A 16876-nucleotide genomic window follows, 5' to 3' on the forward strand; every position below is an offset into this window, starting at 1 on the left:
TGAGCTCCTCGGGTCAGGCTGCGGGGCCCGCGGTGAGGGTGACCGTGACGGTCTTCGCCGCGCCGGAGGCGTCGGTGTAGCCGACCACGACCTCGTCGCCCACCGCGTGCGACTGCACCGCGGCGGTCAGCGCCTCGCTGCTCGTCACCGCCGTGCCGTCGAGGCTCGTGATCGTGTCGCCGGCCACCAGGCCGGCAGCAGCCGCACCGGAACCCTCGACCGTGCCCGCGACCGCGACGCCGCTGCCGGTCTGCGTCGTGGCGCCCGACCCGACCTGCACGCCGAGGAACGCCGGCAACCCGATCGTGATCGTGTCCGAGGACTCCCCGGCGAGGATCTTGTCGGCGATCGCCTTCGCGGTGGTGATCGGGATCGCGTACCCGGTCACCTCGGCGGACCCGGAGGACGCGGCCGTGGCCATCCCGACGACCTCGCCCTCGCTGTCGAGGACCGGCCCGCCCGAGTCACCCGACACGATGTCGGCGGCCACCTCGATCAGGCCCTGCAGCGACTCGGTCCCGGTACCGGTCTCGCTCTGCACCTGGATGTCCTGGTCGAGCGCGGTGACCGTGCCCGTGGCGGCGACGAGGTTGCCGGTGCCCTCGGCGTTGCCGACGTCGGTGACGGTGTCACCCGTCGACGGCTCGCCGTCGTCGTCGAGCGTCACGGTGGACAGCCCCGACGCGCCCTTCAGCTTCAGCACGGCGACGTCGTGCGTGGCGTCGGTGCCGACGACCTCGGCCGCGTACTCCTTGCCCGTGGTCTCGTCGGTGACGGTGATGCTCGTCGCGCCCTGCACGACGTGGTTGTTCGTCAGGACCGTGCCGTTCGCGGTCAGGATCATCCCGGTGCCGGCTGCCCGCGACGACGTGTCGTAGTTCAACACGGTGTCGATCGTCACGACGCCCTGCTCCTGTTCGGTCGTCGCCGGTGTCGCCGCGGACTCGGTGGTCGTCCCGGAGCCGGTGCCGGTCCCGCTGCCCTCCCCGGCGCCGCCGGCGCCGTAGCCGGGGACCGTGAACCCGTTCGTCCCGCCGTCGGTGCTCCCGCCCGTGCCGCCCCCGCCCGGCAGCGTCGTGGTGCCCTGCGACTGGCTCGAGGTCGTGGTCGTGCCCTGCGAGGAGAGCCCGAACGCCGTCCCGCCCGCGGCACCGACGATCGCGAGCGCCGCGACACTCGAGCCGATCACGAGTCCGAGTCGACGGGGGCGCTTGCCGCCGGCGTGGTCAGCGGTCGCGGCGCCGTGGACCCACGCGTACTGCGACCCGCCCGGGGCACCGGCGCCAGCAGTGGAGCCGACCTGGTCGGCGCTGACCTGTGCGGCGCCGACCGGTGCACTGCCGCCCATCGCGGTGCTGCCGACCAGGTAGGGACCGCGTCCGTCCGGGGTCCAGGCGTACGGGCCCGAGCCGTCGGACCCGTAGAGGTACGGGCCGCTGCCGTCGAAGGCGTACGCCGGACGAAGGGTGGCGGGGTCTGCGTGCGGGGCCTCCCGGTCGGGGCGGTCGGTCGCGCGCTGGTCGTCGGCGGGGTTCTCGTTCATGGGGGCTCTCCGGTCGTCCGTCGACCACCCGTGGGGTGGCGATCCGTTCCTCGACGTCCCGGTCGGGCGTCGACGGAGACCAGTACAGGAGCCGGACCCAAGACGAGCCTATGAACGAACCCGGTGGCTGCTCCGGGCTTCCTCGGGGGCCGCCGTACGGGCCCACGCGGTTAGGCTTGCCTCACCTCCCATGCGCGCGCCCTCACCCCGAACCCCCGTCCTGCGACCCCGACCGGAGCCGGCGTCCCGCTCCCGGCTCGTCGGCGCCGCGGTGGTCGCCGTCGTCGCGCTCGTCGTGGCCGTGGCGCTGTCCGTCGCGTTCGGGTCGCGTCCCATCCCGCTCGGCACCGTCCTCGACGTCGTGCTGCACCCGGACCGGCAGGACGACGTCGGCCTCATCGTGCTCGGCAACCGGGTGCCCCGGACGGTCGTGGGGCTCCTGGCGGGGGCTGCGCTCGGCGTCGCCGGCGCGGTGATGCAGGGGGTCACGCGGAACCCGCTCGCCGACCCGAGCGTCCTCGGCATCAACGCCGGAGCCGCCCTCGCCGTCGTCGTCGGCATCGCGGTCTTCGGCATCAGCGGCACGGCCGCCTACCTGCCCTTAGCGTTCGTCGGTGCCGGTCTCGCCGCCCTGCTCGTCTACGGGGTCGCGGCCGTCGCCCGGCGCGGGCTGTCGCCCGTCGGGCTCGCGCTGGCCGGTGCGGTCGTCGCGGCCGCGCTGTCCTCGGTCACCACGGCCGTCCTGGTCTCGAGCCAGAGCCTGCTCGACCAGCTGCGCTTCTGGCAGGTCGGCGCGCTCGCCGGGAAGGACCTCGGCACCGCCGGCGTCATCGCCGTCCCCGTGCTCGTCGGACTGGTCGTCGCCGCCGGGCTCGGGCGCTCCCTCAACACCCTCGCGCTCGGTGACGAGCTGGCGGCGTCCCTCGGGCAGCGCGTGGTGCTCGTCCGGGTCGTCGGCGGCGTCGTGACGGTGCTGCTGGCGGGCTCGGCCGTGGCCGCGGCCGGCCCGATCGCGTTCGTCGGTCTCGCCGTCCCGCACGCCGTCCGCCGCCTGAGCGGACCGGACCAACGGTGGACGATCCTCCTGTCCGCCCTGGTGGCACCCGCACTCCTGCTCGTCGCCGACGTGATCGGGCGCGTCGTCGCGTACCCGGGGGAGCTGCAGGTGGGGATCGTCACCGCGCTCATCGGGGCGCCGGTGTTCATCTGGCTCGTCCGGTCGCGGGTGGTGACCGGCCTGTGAGCGCCGTCCGCCGCGAGGTCACCGTCCTCGGTGCGGTCCTCCTGCTCCTCGTCGCCCTCGTGCTCGTGGGGCTCGGGGTCGGGGAGATCCCGCTCTCGCCGCTGCAGGTCGCCGGAGCACTCGTCGGGCACGGCGACACCGTGTCGGACTTCGTCGTGGGACAGCTCCGCGGGCCCCGGGTGGCGGGTGCCGTGCTCGTGGGTGCCGCCCTCGGTGCCGCCGGTGGGATCGTGCAGAGCGTCGTCCGCAACCCGATCGCCAGCCCCGACGTCATCGGCATCACCTCGGGCGCGAGCGCTTCGGGACTGACCGCGATCGTGCTCTTCGGTGCCGGCGGCGGCGTCCTGTTCGGCTCGGTGGTCGTCGGCGCCGTCCTGGTGTCGGTCGCGATCGCCGCGCTGTCCTGGCGTCGGGGGATCACCGGCAACCGCGTCGTGCTCGTCGGCATCGGCGTCGCAGCGATCTGCCTGAGCATCACCGGGTGGATGCTCACCGCCGGCACCGTGCAGCAGGCGGGCACGGCGCTCCTGTGGCTCTCGGGCAGCCTGAACGCCGTCGACCGCACCCTCGTCGGTGTCCTCGGCGTCGCCGTCGTCGTGCTGCTCAGCGCGGCGCTGGTGCAGTCGCGCCGGCTCACGGTCCTGGCCCTCGGTGACGAGGTCGCCGCGGCCCTCGGGCTCCGGCCGGACCGGGCGAAGGTGCTCCTGCTCCTGACGGCGGTCCTCCTGACCGCAGGTGCGGTTGCGACCGCGGGGCCGGTGGCGTTCGTCGCGCTCATGGCCGCGCCGATCGCCCGCCGGCTCGTCGGGAACGGTCGCGTCGCGCTCGGGGCGGTCGCGGCCGTCGGCGCGGTGATCACGCTCGCGAGCGACCTGGTTGCGCAGTTCGCGATCCCGGGCAACGCCCTGCCCGTCGGGGTGGTGACCGGCGTGGTCGGCGCGCCGTACCTGCTCTGGCTGCTGGCGCGCGGGCGCTGACCCGGGGTGCCGGGGCTGGACCGACGGGGCGCTGGTCCGGCGGTCCTGTGGCCTTGCCTGTGCGGTTCCGGTCGCCTGGTGCGGTCCCGGTCGCCTGGCGCGGTTCCGGTCTGGAGGCGCGGTGCGGTCCTGCCCCGCGCCTCCCGTCCGTCAGCGGTGCGAGCCCCGTGCATCGGCCGAGTGGCGGAGGTGCGTTCGCTGAGCGCGAGCAGCGGAGTTCTCCCCAACCCCGTTCGGGGCTCCCGCACGGTCACCCGTTTCCGATACGCTGGTGCGCCAAGAGGAGGAGGTCCACGATGCCAGAGCCAGTGGTCCCGCAGTCGGGTGGTCAGAAGACACCGGAACAGCGGCTGGTCGACACGACCCTGACCTTCAGCATGGACATGGGAGCGGCGCTCACCGCCGAGTCCGGTGTCTCGACCGAGGAGCGTGACGCGGTCAACGCGCTGCCGTCCGGTTCGGCGTTGCTCGTGGTCCGGCGTGGTCCCAACGTCGGTGCGCGGTTCCTCCTGGACTCCGACGTCACGACGGCCGGACGCCACCCCGACGCGGACATCTTCCTCGACGACGTCACCGTGTCCCGGAAGCACGCACAGTTCCTCCGCCACGGCACCGCGTTCAGCGTCAAGGACAACGGGTCGCTCAACGGCACGTACTTCGACGGTGCGCGCATCGACGAGGCACTGCTCACCGACGGTGCCGAGGTCCAGGTCGGCAAGTTCCGGCTGACGTTCTACGCCTCCCGGGTCGACCTGGCGCGCCTGGCGAACGCGTAGTGGCTGCGCGGTCCGCCGCGGCCCGAGCCGGGGCCGCGGTGCCGGACCTGCTCACCATCGGGCAGGTCATCGCCCGGTTGAAGCCGGAGTTCCCGGACCTGTCCAGCTCGAAGCTCCGGTTCCTCGAGGAACGCGAGCTCGTCACGCCGATCCGGACCGCCAGCGGGTACCGGAAGTTCTCGGCGGCCGACGTCGAACGGCTCCGGATCGTGCTCGGGCTCCAGCGTGACCACTACCTGCCGCTGAAGGTGATCAAGGACTACCTGGCCGACCTCGATGCGGGCCGCGAGCCGGTCCTGCCGGGTGGTGGGGATGCACCGAAGCCGTCGATCCTCGGTCGCGAGCGCCGGTACACCCGCGACGAGACGGTCCGCGCCGCGGGCGCCTCGCCGATGCTGCTCTCCGACGCTGTCTCCGCGTCCCTGCTCCCCGCGGCCGACACCTACGGGGACGACGCCGTCGCGGTGCTCAAGGCACTGGTCGAACTGCAGCGCACCGGCATCGAACCACGCCACCTGCGGTCCATGCGGGGCGTGGTCGAGCGCGAGGTCGGGCTCATCGAGTCGGCCCTCATGCCGGTGTCCCGACGTGGTGACGCCACGTCACGTGCGAAGGCCACCGAGTTGGCGCGCGAGATCGCCGGCCAGCTCGAGGTCGTCCGCACCGCGCTGGTGCGTGCGGCCATCGGTCGGCTCGACGCATGACGAGCAGTCCGGGGACGTCGGCGGGACCCCGAGGCCCTGTCGGTCGTCGGTGGTCGAGGCGTATCGTCGACACGCCGGACGCGCCGGAGCGGATGTGCCGCGTGCGGAGCACCCGAGTCGCTACCGTGGACCTCGGAACAACTCTCAACCCGTCGTTGAACCTTCGGGTGGGAGCTCGAACGTCGTGGAAGGCATGCACATGAGTGGGACTGACACCCCCGGTACCGAGTCCGAGATGACCCGGTACGACCTCGGTCTGCTCTTCACCGACGGCCTCCCCGAGCACGACGAGCAGAACGGCTACCGCGGCACCGTCGCCGCGCGGGCAGCCGGCATCTCGTACCGCCAGCTCGACTACTGGGCCCGTACCGAGCTCGTCCAGCCGACCATCCGCGGTGCAGCCGGCTCCGGATCGCAGCGGCTCTACGGCTTCCGCGACATCCTCGTCCTCAAGCTCGTCAAGCGACTCCTCGACACCGGCATCTCGCTGCAGCAGATCCGGACGGCGGTGAACCAGCTCCGCGAGTCGGGCGTGTCCGACCTGGCCCAGACGACGCTGATGTCCGACGGTGCCTCGGTCTACCTGTGCACCTCGGACGACGAGGTCATCGACCTCGTGTCCCGCGGTCAGGGCGTCTTCGGCATCGCCGTCGGCAAGGTCCTCCGTGAGGTCGAGAGCTCCCTCGTCGAGCTCGACGCCACTCCGGCGGCCGACCCCGACGACGAGCTCGCCGCCCGCCGCGCCACCCGCGCTTCCTGACCTCCGCCGCAGCTCCACCCCGCTCGCGACCGAGCCGTTCCTGCGACACTCGGCGCTCCCTGCCGACGAGTGCTGCCCGCTCAGCGCGACACTCATGGCGCGTCCTGCGCACTCGCTGACCGGCGCCGAGCCCGTCCCGAGGCGGTCGTCCTTCGATCAGTGTCACGGAACGGGCGAGGAAGCCCGCGCGCGCACCCTCGAGCGGGACGGACGCGTCGCTGGGCGTGCATCGTCGAGCGGGCAGGACATGCCGCGCGGGCATCGTCCAGCGGGCAGGACCAGTCGCTGACGGCCGCCGAGCGAGACGGAAACGGCCCGCTCGGCGAAGCCGAACGGGCCGTGCAGGGCCGCAGCCGCCGCCGCGCTAGGCTGCGCCGCCCTCGGCGTACGGGCCGATCTTGCCCGTGCGCATGATGCGCTCGAGCAGCTGGTCGAAGTTCTTCGCCATCTCCTGCGCCGACTCACCCGGCCACACGTGCAACGGCTTCGCCGCACCCTGCGCCTGCTGCAGCGACGTGCGCTCCGGCAGCTGCGGCGAGAGCACGAGCGGGCCGAACATGTCGCGGAGCTCCTTGATGCGGAACTGGTGCTCGAGCGACTGCACGCGGGCACGGTTCACGATGATGCCGAGCGGCTGCAGACGGGGGGAGAGCCCACGGCGGATCTCCTCGATCGCGCGGAGGGCTCGGTCGGCGGCGGCCACGGAGAACAGGCCCGGCTCGGTGACGACCGTCACGCGGTCCGAGGCGGCCCAGGCCGTCCGGGTGAGCGCGTTGAGGGACGGCGCACAGTCGATGAGGACCAGCTCGTAGTCCTGCTCGACGTTGGCGAGCGCCTCCTCCAGCTTCCAGATGTCCCGGATCGAGGGGTGGGGTCCGTCGAAGTTGATCGCCGAGGGGGAGCCGACGAGCACGTCGACCTTGCCCTGGGAGCCCTTCGTCCACCCGGACGGAGCGATCGCCTGCCGGACGATCTTCTCCTTCGGGTTCTCGAGGACGTCGGCGACGTTGAGGTGGCCGGAGATGTCGATGTCGAGGCCCGTGGAGACGTCGGACTGCGGGTCGAGGTCCACCACCAGCGTGCGCAGTCCCTTGGCGAACGCGGCCGAAGTCAGGCCGAGCGTCACCGTCGTCTTTCCGACACCACCCTTGAGGGAGCTCACGCTGAGTACATGCACGGTGAGCCACGTTACCGCCAGTAGGGTTGTGACACCTCAACCCGGGCTGAAAGGGACGTCGTGTTCACGAAGATCCTCGTGGCGAACCGAGGCGAGATCGCCATCCGCGCGTTCCGTGCCGCGTACGAGCTGGGGGCCCGGACGGTGGCCGTCTACCCGTACGAGGACCGCAACTCCCTGCACCGGCTGAAGGCCGACGAGGCGTACGTCATCGGCGAGCCGGGGCACCCCGTGCGCGCCTACCTGGACGTCTCCGAGATCATCCGTGTCGCCCGCGAGTCGGGTGCCGACGCGATCTACCCGGGGTACGGGTTCCTGTCGGAGAACCCCGACCTCGCCGCCGCGGCCGCTGCGGCCGGGATCACCTTCATCGGCCCCGGCGAGCACGTGCTCGAGATGGCCGGCAACAAGGTCACGGCCAAGGAGCACGCGGTGGCGGCCGGCGTCCCGGTCCTCGCGAGCACCCCGGCGAGTCGCGACGTCGACGAGCTGCTGGCGGGCGCGGACGCGATCGGCTTCCCGGTCTTCGCGAAGGCCGTCGCCGGCGGTGGCGGACGTGGCATGCGCCGGGTGGAGACGAAGGCGGAGCTCCGAGGCGCGCTCGAGGCGGCCATGCGCGAGGCCGACAGCGCCTTCGGGGACCCGACGATGTTCCTCGAGCAGGCGGTGATCCGTCCGCGGCACATCGAGGTGCAGGTCCTCGCCGACGCCACCGGCACCGACGCCGGCACGATCCACCTGTTCGAGCGCGACTGCTCGGTGCAGCGGCGGAACCAGAAGGTCGTCGAGATCGCACCGGCGCCGGACCTCGACCCGTCGATCGCCGCAGCGCTCCACCGAGACGCCGTGGCGTTCGCGCGGTCGATCGGGTACGTGAACGCCGGCACGGTCGAGTTCCTGCTCGACACCGAGGGCGAGCGCGCCGGGCAGCACGTCTTCATCGAGATGAACCCCCGCATCCAGGTCGAGCACACCGTCACCGAGGAGGTCACCGACGTCGACCTCGTGCAGTCGCAGATGCGCATCGCCGCGGGCGAGACCCTCGCCGACCTGGGCTTGTCGCAGGACACCGTCGCCGTGCACGGAGCCGCGCTGCAGACCCGCATCACGACCGAGGACCCGACGCAGGGCTTCCGCCCGGACACCGGCAAGATCACCACCTACCGCAGTCCCGGTGGCGCGGGCGTCCGGCTGGACGGTGGCACGGTCGCCACCGGCGCGCAGATCAGCCCGCACTTCGACTCGATGCTCGCGAAGATGACGTGCCGGGGCCGCGACTTCCCGGCCGCCGTCGCCCGCGCGAAGCGCGCTCTCGCCGAGTTCCGCATCCGCGGTGTCAGCACGAACATCCCGTTCCTGCAGGCCGTCCTCGACGACCCGGACTTCGCGCGCGGCGACGTCTCGACGCAGTTCATCGAGGAGCGTCCGCAGTTGTTCGGCGGCCACGTGTCGAAGGACCGCGGCACGAAGGTGCTCGGCTGGCTCGCCGACGTCACGGTGAACAAGCCGAACGGTGAGCGACGTCCGCACACGGTCGAGCCGAGCGAGAAGCTGCCCGCGGTCGACCTGTCCTCGCCGCCGCCGTCCGGCCAGCGCGACCTGCTGCTGCGCGTCGGCCCCGCCGAGTGGGCGCGGACGCTGCGCGCGCAGACCGCCCTGGCCGTCACCGAGACGACGATGCGCGACGCGCACCAGTCGCTCCTCGCCACCCGGGTCCGGACGAAGGACCTCGTCGCCGTCGCACCGCACGTCGCCCGGCTCACCCCACAGCTGCTGAGCGTCGAGGCATGGGGCGGCGCCACCTACGACGTCGCCCTGCGCTTCCTCGGCGAGGACCCGTGGGAGCGCCTGGCCGCCCTCCGGACGGCGATCCCGAACATCCCGGTGCAGATGCTGTTGCGCGGCCGGAACACGGTCGGCTACACGCCGTACCCGACCGAGGTCACCGACGCCTTCGTCGCCGAGGCCGCCGCAAGCGGCGTCGACGTGTTCCGCGTGTTCGACGCGCTCAACGACGTCAGCCGGATGCGACCCGCCCTGGAGGCCGTGCTCGCCACCGACACGGCCGTCGCCGAAGCGGCGCTCTGCTACTCCGGCGACCTCCTCGATCCTGCCGAGGACCTGTACACGCTCGACTACTACCTCCGGCTCGCCGAGCAGATGGTCGAGGCCGGCGCCCACGTCATCGGGATCAAGGACATGGCGGGTCTGCTCCGCGCCGGCGCCGCCGAACGGCTGGTCGCCGCGCTCCGCGAGCGCTTCGACCAGCCGGTGCACGTGCACACCCACGACACCGCCGGCGGACAGCTCGCGACGCTCCTCGCAGCCGCACGGGCCGGTGCCGACGCCGTCGACGTCGCGGCGGCGCCGATGGCGGGCACGACGAGCCAGCCGAGCATGTCGGCCCTCGTGGCCGCGCTCGCGCACACCGAGCGGGACACCGGGCTCGACCTGGCCGCGGTCGGTGCGCTCGAGCCCTACTGGGAGGCCGTGCGGCGCGCGTACGCACCGTTCGAGTCCGGCCTGCCCGGTCCGACCGGTCGCGTGTACCGGCACGAGATCCCCGGCGGGCAGCTCTCGAACCTCCGCCAGCAGGCCATCGCGCTCGGCCTCGGCGACCGCTTCGAGCAGGTGGAGGACTGGTACGCCGAGGCGAACCGGATCCTCGGACGCCCGACCAAGGTGACGCCGTCCTCGAAGGTCGTCGGCGACCTCGCGCTCCAGCTCGCGGCGGTGGGCGCCGACCCGGCCGACTTCGAGGAGAACCCGCAGCACTACGACCTCCCGGACTCCGTGGTGGGCTTCATGGCCGGCGAGCTCGGCGACCTGCCCGGCGGCTGGCCGGAGCCGTTCCGCTCGAAGGTGCTCGCCGGGCGTGACGTCCGGATCGAGGTCGAACCCGTCCCGGACGCCGAGCGCGCGCACCTCGCGACGCCCGGCCCCGAGCGGCAGCAGGCCCTCAACCGCCTGCTCTTCCCGCAGCCGACCCGGCAGTTCGAGCAGGTCCGCGAGCAGTACGGCGACCTGTCGGTGCTGCCGACGACCGACTACCTCTACGGGCTCCGTCCGGGCCAGGAGCACGTCGTGCCGCTCGGTAGGGGTGTCGACCTGCTCGTTGGGCTCGAGGCGATCGGCGAGGTCGACGAGCGGGGCATGCGCACGGTCATGACGACGATGAACGGGCAGCTCCGTCCGGTCGCCGTCCGTGACCGTTCGGTCGTGGTCGAGACGAAGGCCGCCGAGCAGGCGGACGCGTCCGACCCGAAGCACGTCGCGGCGCCGTTCTCCGGCGTCGTGACGCTCAAGGTCGCCGTCGGTGACGTCGCCGAGGCCGGACAGGCCGTGGCGAGCATCGAGGCGATGAAGATGGAAGCGGCCATCACGGCGCCCGTGTCGGGCACCGTCGGCCGTCTCGCGATCCCGGCGACCCAGCAGGTGGACGCCGGCGACCTCCTGGTGGTGCTGCAGTAACGTGACCGTCCGTCCCATCCGCCTGTTCGGCGACCCCGTCCTCCGTTCCCCCTCGGACCCGATCCCTCCGGAGGCCCTGGGCTCCCAGGGTGTCCGCGACCTCGTCCAGGACCTCGTCGACACCGTCAAGGAGCCCGGCCGCGCCGGCGTGGCCGCGCCGCAGATCGGCGTCGGGCTCCGCGCCTTCTCCTACAACGTCGACGGCGTCGTCGGGTACGTCCTCAACCCCGAGGTCGTCGAGGTCGGAGGCGCTCGGGAGCTCATGGACGAGGGGTGCCTGTCGGTCCCCGGCCTGTCCTACCCGACGCCCCGTCACACCTACGCGAAGGTCCGTGGTGTGGACGTGGACGGCGCCGAGGTCGTGCTCGAGGGCACCGGGCTGATGGCCGAGGCGCTGCAGCACGAGGTCGACCACCTCGACGGCACGGTGTACGTCATGACGCTCGACCCGGAGGTCCGTCGGGGCGCGCTCCGGGACATCCGCGGGCAGGACTGGTTCCACTGACGGGGCGGCTGTCGGCGGACAGGTCGTGACACCCCTTCGCGGGATTGTCCGTACAACCCGACAGCGAGGTACGGTGTCCGCGTCGGCCTCCCACCGACACGTCTCCCACCACTCAGGACACCCAGCATGACCGTTCAGAACGACGAGCTCAGCTCGCACCGCACCCGCACCAACCGCCGCCCGGATCCCACTCCGGTCGCGACCTCCCCGGTCGCCGTCCTCGACGTCGCCGACGCCGCCCTGGAGCCGCAGCGCTGAGCCCGCGCGGGTCGCGCCCCGCGAACAGCGCAGCAACGCACCGGAGGCCCGGTGCCGGTCCGACGGACCGGCACCGGGCCTCCAGTGCGTCGCCCGGTCCCTACCCGCGCCCTCGTCGTCGGGACTCGACCACCGGGGTCGCCGTGGTCTGGACCTTCGATCCCGAGTAGATGTGCTCGACGTCGGCGGCGAAGTCGCGCATGACGACCGCGCGCTTGATCGTGAGCTTCGGGGTGAGGTGCCCCGACGCCTCGGTGAGCTCCGTGTCGACGATGGTGAAGGACCGGACGGACTCGGCGCGGGAGACGCGCTGGTTGGCGGCGTCGATCGCCTCCTGCACGGCCTGGTGGACGCGCTCGTCGTGGGCGGCCTCACGAGGCGTCAGCTCCGGGGCGATGCCCCGTGCCGCACACCAGCCGGGCAGCATCTCGCGGTCGAGCGTCACGAGCGCGGCGACGAACGGCTTCCCCTCGCCCACGACGACGACCTGACCGACGAGCGGGTGCTCCCGGATGCCGTCCTCGAGCGGGGCCGGTGCGACGTTCTTGCCGCTCGCCGTGACGATGAGCTCCTTCGCGCGGCCGGTGACGGTGAGCACGCCGTCGGCGTCGAGCCGGCCGAGGTCACCGGTGCGGAACCAGCCGTCGACGAAGGCCTTCGCGGTCGCCTCCTCGTTGTGCCAGTAGCGGTCGAAGACGTCGACACCCCGGATCAGGACCTCGCCGTCGTCGGCGATGCGGACCTCGACGCCCGGCAGCGCCCGGCCCACCGTGCCGATCCGGAGCTCGGCGGCGCGGTTCACCGTCGCGGGTGCCGTGGTCTCGGTCAGGCCGTAGCCCTCGAGGATGTTGACGCCGATCGACCGGAAGAAGTGCGAGAGCCGCGGCGAGAGCGGTGCCGAGCCGCTGATGGCGTACTCCACACGCCCGCCGATCGCCGCACGCAGCTTCGCGAAGACGAGCTTGTCGAACAGGGCGTAGCGCGCCCGGAGACCGAGTGGCACCCGACCGGCGGCGACCGCCTCGGAGTGCGCGACCGCGACGGCTGCGGCCGCGCGGAAGACCCGGCCCTTGCCACCGAGGTCGGCCTTCTGCTCCGCGGAGTTGTAGATCTTCTCGAAGACACGGGGGACCGCGAGCAGGAAGGTCGGCTTGAAGGTCGACACCGCCCGCATGAGGTCGCGGGTGTCCGGTTCGTGGCCGACGAGCACGCCGGTGGAGATCGACATCACCGCGATGAAGCGGGCGAACACGTGGGCCATCGGGATGAACAGGAGCGTCGACGACCCGTCGGCGACGACCTCCGGCATGGCCTCGGTCGCCCCCTCGACGGTGCCGGTGAAGTTGTCGTGCCGCAGCACGCAGCCCTTCGGCCGGCCGGTGGTGCCGGAGGTGTAGATGATCGTGGCGTCGTCGTGCCCGTGCACGTCGGCCGTGCGGGCGTCGAGCTCGGCGTCGGTGACGGTCTCGCCGAGCCGCACGAGGTCGTCGAGCCCGCCGCCGTCGATCGTCCAGTGCTGCCCGAGGTGCGGCAGGTCCGGGGCGATGGCGGCCACCCGGCGGGCGTGCTCCTCCTGCTCGACGACGATCGCGACGGTCTCCGAGTCGGAGAGGATCCAGCGCACCTGGTCGGGGGAGCTCGTCTCGTACACGGGGACGGAGACGAGGCCGGCGGTCCACACGGCGAAGTCGACGAGCGTCCACTCCAGGCGGGTGCGCGACAGGATGGCGACGTGCGCGCCGGGTGCGAGCCCGGCGGCGACGAACCCCTTCGCGATGCCGCGGACCCGGGCGAGCGTGTCGGCCGCGGTGACCGGGGTCCAGGTGTCGCCGTGCCGCTGGGCCAGGATCGGCCGCTCGGGGGTGCGACGCGCCCGCTCGGAGAGCAGCCGGGCTGCGGAGCCGTGGTCGGGTGCGGAGGTGGGTGCGGGCAGCCGCTGATCGTTCACGGTTGACTCCCTTGTCGGCCGGTTCGATACGAGGACGCCTCGACGATGAGGCGACACCGCCAGCATACGGGGAGCGATCCGGAGCGGGGCCGCCCGGACGAGCGGTTCGCAGCACCTCGTCAGCCGTCGTCGCGCGTTCGGTCCAGCCACCGGGAGGCGGTAGGGTCGATGCTCGTGCATGCCATCGGAATCGACATCGGGGGCACCAAGATCGCGGGTGCGGTCGTCACGGAGCTCGGGGAGATCATCGCCGAGGACCGCGTCGCCACCAACGCGGCGGACCCGGACGCCATGCTCGACGACGTCGTGACGATGGTCTCGCGTCTGCGGGCCGCCCACGACGTGGGAGCCGTCGGCGTCGCCGCACCGGGCTTCATCGACGCGTCGCAGTCGATCGTCTACTACACGCCGAACATCCGGTGGCGGAACGAGCCCCTGCGGCAGAAGCTCCAGGAGCGCCTCGGCGACCTGCACATCACCGTCGACAACGACGCGAACGCCGCCGGTTGGGCCGAGTTCCGCTTCGGCGCCGGTCGACTCGTCTCCGACATGACGATGCTCACGATCGGCACGGGCGTCGGCGGCGCGATCGTCACCGAGGACCGCCTGTTCCGCGGCGGGTTCGGCACCGGCGGCGAGATCGGCCACCTCCGGATCGTCCCGAACGGCCTGCCCTGCGGATGCGGCGCCCGCGGCTGCATCGAGCAGTACGGCTCCGGTCGCGCCCTGCAGCGGATGGCGAACGACGTCGCCGACGCCGGCGGCATCGGGTCCGCGCTCGCGGACGCACGTGAGCAGAACGGCGGCCACCTCGACGGCGGGATCGTCGGCGACCTGATCCTGGCCGACGACCCGGGTGCCCTCGCGGCCCTGCGGCGTCTCGGTCGTCACCTCGGCGAGGCCTGCGCGTCGCTCTCGGCCGTGCTCGACCCGCAGCTGTTCGTCTTCGGCGGCGGCGTCGCGAGCGCAGGGGACCGGCTGCTCGAGCCGATCAAGCAGGCGTACCTGAACAACCTGCCGGCCCGCGGCTACCACCCGGAGCCCGACTTCGTGATCGCCGAGCTCGTGAACGACGCCGGCGTCGTCGGTGCCGCCGACCTCGCCCGCATCCACGCCCGCACGGCGTAGGGTCACCCCGACGGCACGCGCGTCCCGAACTGGAGTCGACGATGACCTACTGGCTGCTCAAGAACTTCCTGCTCGGCCCGCTCATCCTCACCCTCTTCCGGCCGTGGGTCATCGGTCGTGAGCACGTGCCCGCCAAGGGCCCGGTGATCTTCGCGTCGAACCACATCTCGTTCATCGACTCGGTCATCCTGCCCGCGGTCCTCGACCGGCGGATCTCGTTCCTGGCGAAGAGCGACTACTTCACGGGTCGCGGGCTGAAGGGCTGGGCGACGAAGACGTTCTTCAACGCCATCGGCCAGCTGCCCATCGACCGCTCCGGTGGCAAGGCGTCCGAGGCGTCGCTCCGCACCGGCCTGCAGGTCCTCGCCCGGGGCGAGCAGCTCGGCATCTACCCCGAGGGCACCCGCAGCCCCGACGGCAAGCTCTACCGCGGGCGCACCGGCATCGCCCGGATGATCCTCGAGGGGCGCGTCACGGTGGTGCCGGTCGCGATGATCGGCACCCGTGAGGTCCAGCAGATCGGGCAGAAGTTCCCGAAGTTCAAGCGGGTCGGCGTCGTCTTCGGCAGGCCGCTCGACTTCTCGCGCTTCGAGGGGTTCGAGACCGACCGCTTCATCCTGCGCAGCGTGACGGACGAGGTCATGCACGAGCTCGCCGGTCTGAGCCGGCAGGAGTACGTCGACGTCTACGCGACGAGTGTCAAGGAGCGCGCGAGCAGCGCCCGCGAACAGGTCATGAAGGACCGCCGCGGCCCGGTCGCAGGGCAGTCGTAGCCCGAGTCACACGGCAGCGGGGCGTCGCGCTCGGACGGTAGGATCTGAGGACTCCGGCCCCGGTCGGAGCCCGTCCCACCGACCCAGAACACCGAGGTACCGCCTTGATCGAGTCGACCGACTTCGTCGCCCTGCAGGATCCGGACGTCATCGGGGGCCTCGACCACTGGCGGACCCTGCCGATCAAGCAGCAGCCGACCTGGCCGGACCCCGCGGCGGCCGAGGCTGCCTCGGCGGAGATCGCCACGCTGCCGCCGCTCGTCTTCGCGGGCGAGGTCGACAACCTGCGCGACCGGCTCGCGGTCGCGGCGTCCGGCGGCGCCTTCCTGCTGCAGGGCGGCGACTGCGCCGAGACCTTCGCGGGCGCGACCGCCGACTCCATCCGCGACCGCGTCAAGACGATCCTGCAGATGGCCGTCGTGCTGACGTACGGCGCGTCGATGCCGGTCATCAAGATGGGCCGGATGGCCGGGCAGTTCGCCAAGCCCCGGTCGAGTGACCTCGAGACCCGCGGCGACGTCACCCTGCCGGCGTACCGCGGCGACATCGTCAACGGGTACGACTTCACGCCGGAGAGCCGCCAGGCCGATCCCCGCCGACTCGTCCAGGGCTACCACACCGCGGCGTCCACCCTGAACCTCGTGCGCGCGTTCACGCAGGGCGGCTTCGCGGACCTGCGCCAGGTGCACTCCTGGAACAAGGGCTTCGCGTCGAACCCGGCCAACGCCCGCTACGAGCACCTCGCGCAGGAGATCGACCGCGCCATCCGCTTCATGGGTGCGTGCGGCGCCGACTTCGAGGCCCTGAAGCACGTCGAGTTCTACGCCTCGCACGAGGGGCTGCTCATGGACTACGAGCGCCCGATGACCCGCATCGACTCGCGCTCGGGGCAGGCCTACGACACGTCGGGGCACTTCATCTGGATCGGAGAGCGGACCCGCGACATCGACGGTGCGCACGTGGACTTCCTGTCGCGCGTGCGGAACCCGATCGGCGTCAAGCTCGGCCCGACCACGAGCGTCGACGACATGAAGGCGCTCGTCGACAAGCTCGACCCCGAGCGCGAGCCCGGCCGCCTGACGTTCATCACCCGCATGGGTGCCGGCAGGATCCGCGACGAGCTGCCGAAGCTGCTCGAGGCGATCAAGGGCATGGACGCCAACCCGCTGTGGGTCACCGACCCGATGCACGGCAACGGCCTGACCACGCCGACCGGCTACAAGACCCGCCGCTTTGACGACGTCGTCGACGAGGTCCTCGGGTTCTTCGAGGCGCACCGGCAGGTCGGGACGTACCCGGGCGGCATGCACGTCGAGCTGACCGGAGACGACGTCACCGAGTGCCTGGGTGGGTCGGAGCAGATCGACGAGGCGACGCTGGCGACCCGCTACGAGTCGCTCTGCGACCCGCGGCTGAACCACATGCAGTCCCTCGAGCTGGCCTTCCTGGTGGCCGAGGAGCTGAGCGCCCACCCGTACGTGCGTCCGTAGGTCGCGCCGCAGGACGGACGGGAGGCACGGTGCCAGCTGGCACCGTGCCTCCCGTCCGTCCCGTGCGCGTCCCGCGTGCCGACGACGGAGCTGGTCCGCACCGTGAGCCGCGCCGCGGTGCGC

At 72.3% G+C, this 16876-nt stretch carries 14 protein-coding genes; 11 read left to right on the forward strand and 3 right to left on the reverse strand.

Going from position 1 to position 16876, the window contains the following annotated elements:
- Window positions 1-13: 13 nt before the first annotated feature.
- Window positions 14-1543, reverse strand: a complete 1530-nt coding sequence (locus QUG93_RS07265; protein ID WP_289473259.1) for a S1C family serine protease — start codon at window positions 1541-1543, stop codon at window positions 14-16.
- A gap of 190 nt (window positions 1544-1733) precedes the next feature.
- On the opposite strand from QUG93_RS07265, the gene QUG93_RS07270 reads away from it, so the two are divergent.
- The 5 genes from QUG93_RS07270 to QUG93_RS07290 all read left to right on the forward strand — a co-directional run bounded on the left by QUG93_RS07270 (window position 1734) and on the right by QUG93_RS07290 (window position 6003).
- Complete coding sequence (locus QUG93_RS07270; RefSeq protein WP_289473260.1) at window positions 1734-2786, forward strand: FecCD family ABC transporter permease; 1053 nt, start codon at window positions 1734-1736, stop codon at window positions 2784-2786.
- A complete protein-coding gene (locus QUG93_RS07275) occupies window positions 2783-3763 on the forward strand; it encodes a FecCD family ABC transporter permease (protein ID WP_289473261.1) in 981 nt (326 codons plus the stop codon). Before QUG93_RS07270 ends, QUG93_RS07275 begins: the two co-directional genes overlap by 4 nt.
- A 296-nt stretch (window positions 3764-4059) precedes the next feature.
- A complete protein-coding gene (locus QUG93_RS07280) occupies window positions 4060-4539 on the forward strand; it encodes an FHA domain-containing protein (RefSeq protein WP_289473262.1) in 480 nt (159 codons plus the stop codon).
- A complete protein-coding gene (gene ftsR / locus QUG93_RS07285) occupies window positions 4539-5243 on the forward strand; it encodes a transcriptional regulator FtsR (RefSeq protein ID WP_289473263.1) in 705 nt (234 codons plus the stop codon). Before QUG93_RS07280 ends, ftsR begins: the two co-directional genes overlap by 1 nt.
- Before the next feature lie 199 nt (window positions 5244-5442).
- Window positions 5443-6003 (forward strand): MerR family transcriptional regulator, encoded by a 561-nt coding sequence (locus QUG93_RS07290; protein WP_289473264.1) that lies wholly within the window; start codon window positions 5443-5445, stop codon window positions 6001-6003.
- 364 nt (window positions 6004-6367) lie between these two features.
- Here the strand turns inward: QUG93_RS07290 and QUG93_RS07295 are convergent, their stop codons facing one another.
- A complete protein-coding gene (locus QUG93_RS07295; RefSeq protein ID WP_058729211.1) occupies window positions 6368-7180 on the reverse strand; it encodes a ParA family protein in 813 nt (270 codons plus the stop codon).
- A gap of 60 nt (window positions 7181-7240) precedes the next feature.
- On the opposite strand from QUG93_RS07295, the gene QUG93_RS07300 reads away from it, so the two are divergent.
- The 3 genes from QUG93_RS07300 (at window position 7241) to QUG93_RS07310 (ending at window position 11414) form a co-directional block, all read left to right on the forward strand.
- Window positions 7241-10651, forward strand: coding sequence for a pyruvate carboxylase (locus QUG93_RS07300; protein ID WP_289473265.1), 3411 nt, complete (start codon window positions 7241-7243; stop codon window positions 10649-10651).
- Between the two features lies 1 nt (window position 10652).
- Window positions 10653-11156, forward strand: coding sequence for a peptide deformylase (locus QUG93_RS07305; RefSeq protein ID WP_289473266.1), 504 nt, complete (start codon window positions 10653-10655; stop codon window positions 11154-11156).
- Window positions 11157-11282: 126 nt separating this feature from the next.
- Window positions 11283-11414 (forward strand): hypothetical protein, encoded by a 132-nt coding sequence (locus QUG93_RS07310; protein WP_289473267.1) that lies wholly within the window; start codon window positions 11283-11285, stop codon window positions 11412-11414.
- Between the two features lie 100 nt (window positions 11415-11514).
- Here QUG93_RS07310 and QUG93_RS07315 read toward each other — a convergent pair whose 3' ends face one another.
- Window positions 11515-13362 carry an AMP-dependent synthetase/ligase gene (locus QUG93_RS07315; RefSeq protein WP_289473268.1) on the reverse strand — a complete coding sequence of 616 codons (1848 nt, stop codon included), beginning with the start codon at window positions 13360-13362 and terminating at the stop codon, window positions 11515-11517.
- Window positions 13363-13536: 174 nt separating this feature from the next.
- Between QUG93_RS07315 and QUG93_RS07320 the strand changes: the two genes are divergently transcribed.
- The 3 genes from QUG93_RS07320 (at window position 13537) to QUG93_RS07330 (ending at window position 16753) form a co-directional block, all read left to right on the forward strand.
- Window positions 13537-14490, forward strand: a complete 954-nt coding sequence (locus tag QUG93_RS07320) for an ROK family protein (RefSeq protein WP_289473269.1) — start codon at window positions 13537-13539, stop codon at window positions 14488-14490.
- A 41-nt stretch (window positions 14491-14531) separates the two neighbouring features.
- Entirely contained in the window at window positions 14532-15263 is a 732-nt protein-coding gene (locus tag QUG93_RS07325; RefSeq protein ID WP_289473270.1) for a lysophospholipid acyltransferase family protein, read from the forward strand.
- Between the two features lie 104 nt (window positions 15264-15367).
- Window positions 15368-16753, forward strand: a complete 1386-nt coding sequence (locus tag QUG93_RS07330) for a class II 3-deoxy-7-phosphoheptulonate synthase (RefSeq protein WP_289473271.1) — start codon at window positions 15368-15370, stop codon at window positions 16751-16753.
- Window positions 16754-16876: the final 123 nt, after the last annotated feature.

This window comes from Curtobacterium caseinilyticum, assembly GCF_030363035.1.
GTDB lineage: Bacteria > Actinomycetota > Actinomycetes > Actinomycetales > Microbacteriaceae > Curtobacterium > Curtobacterium caseinilyticum.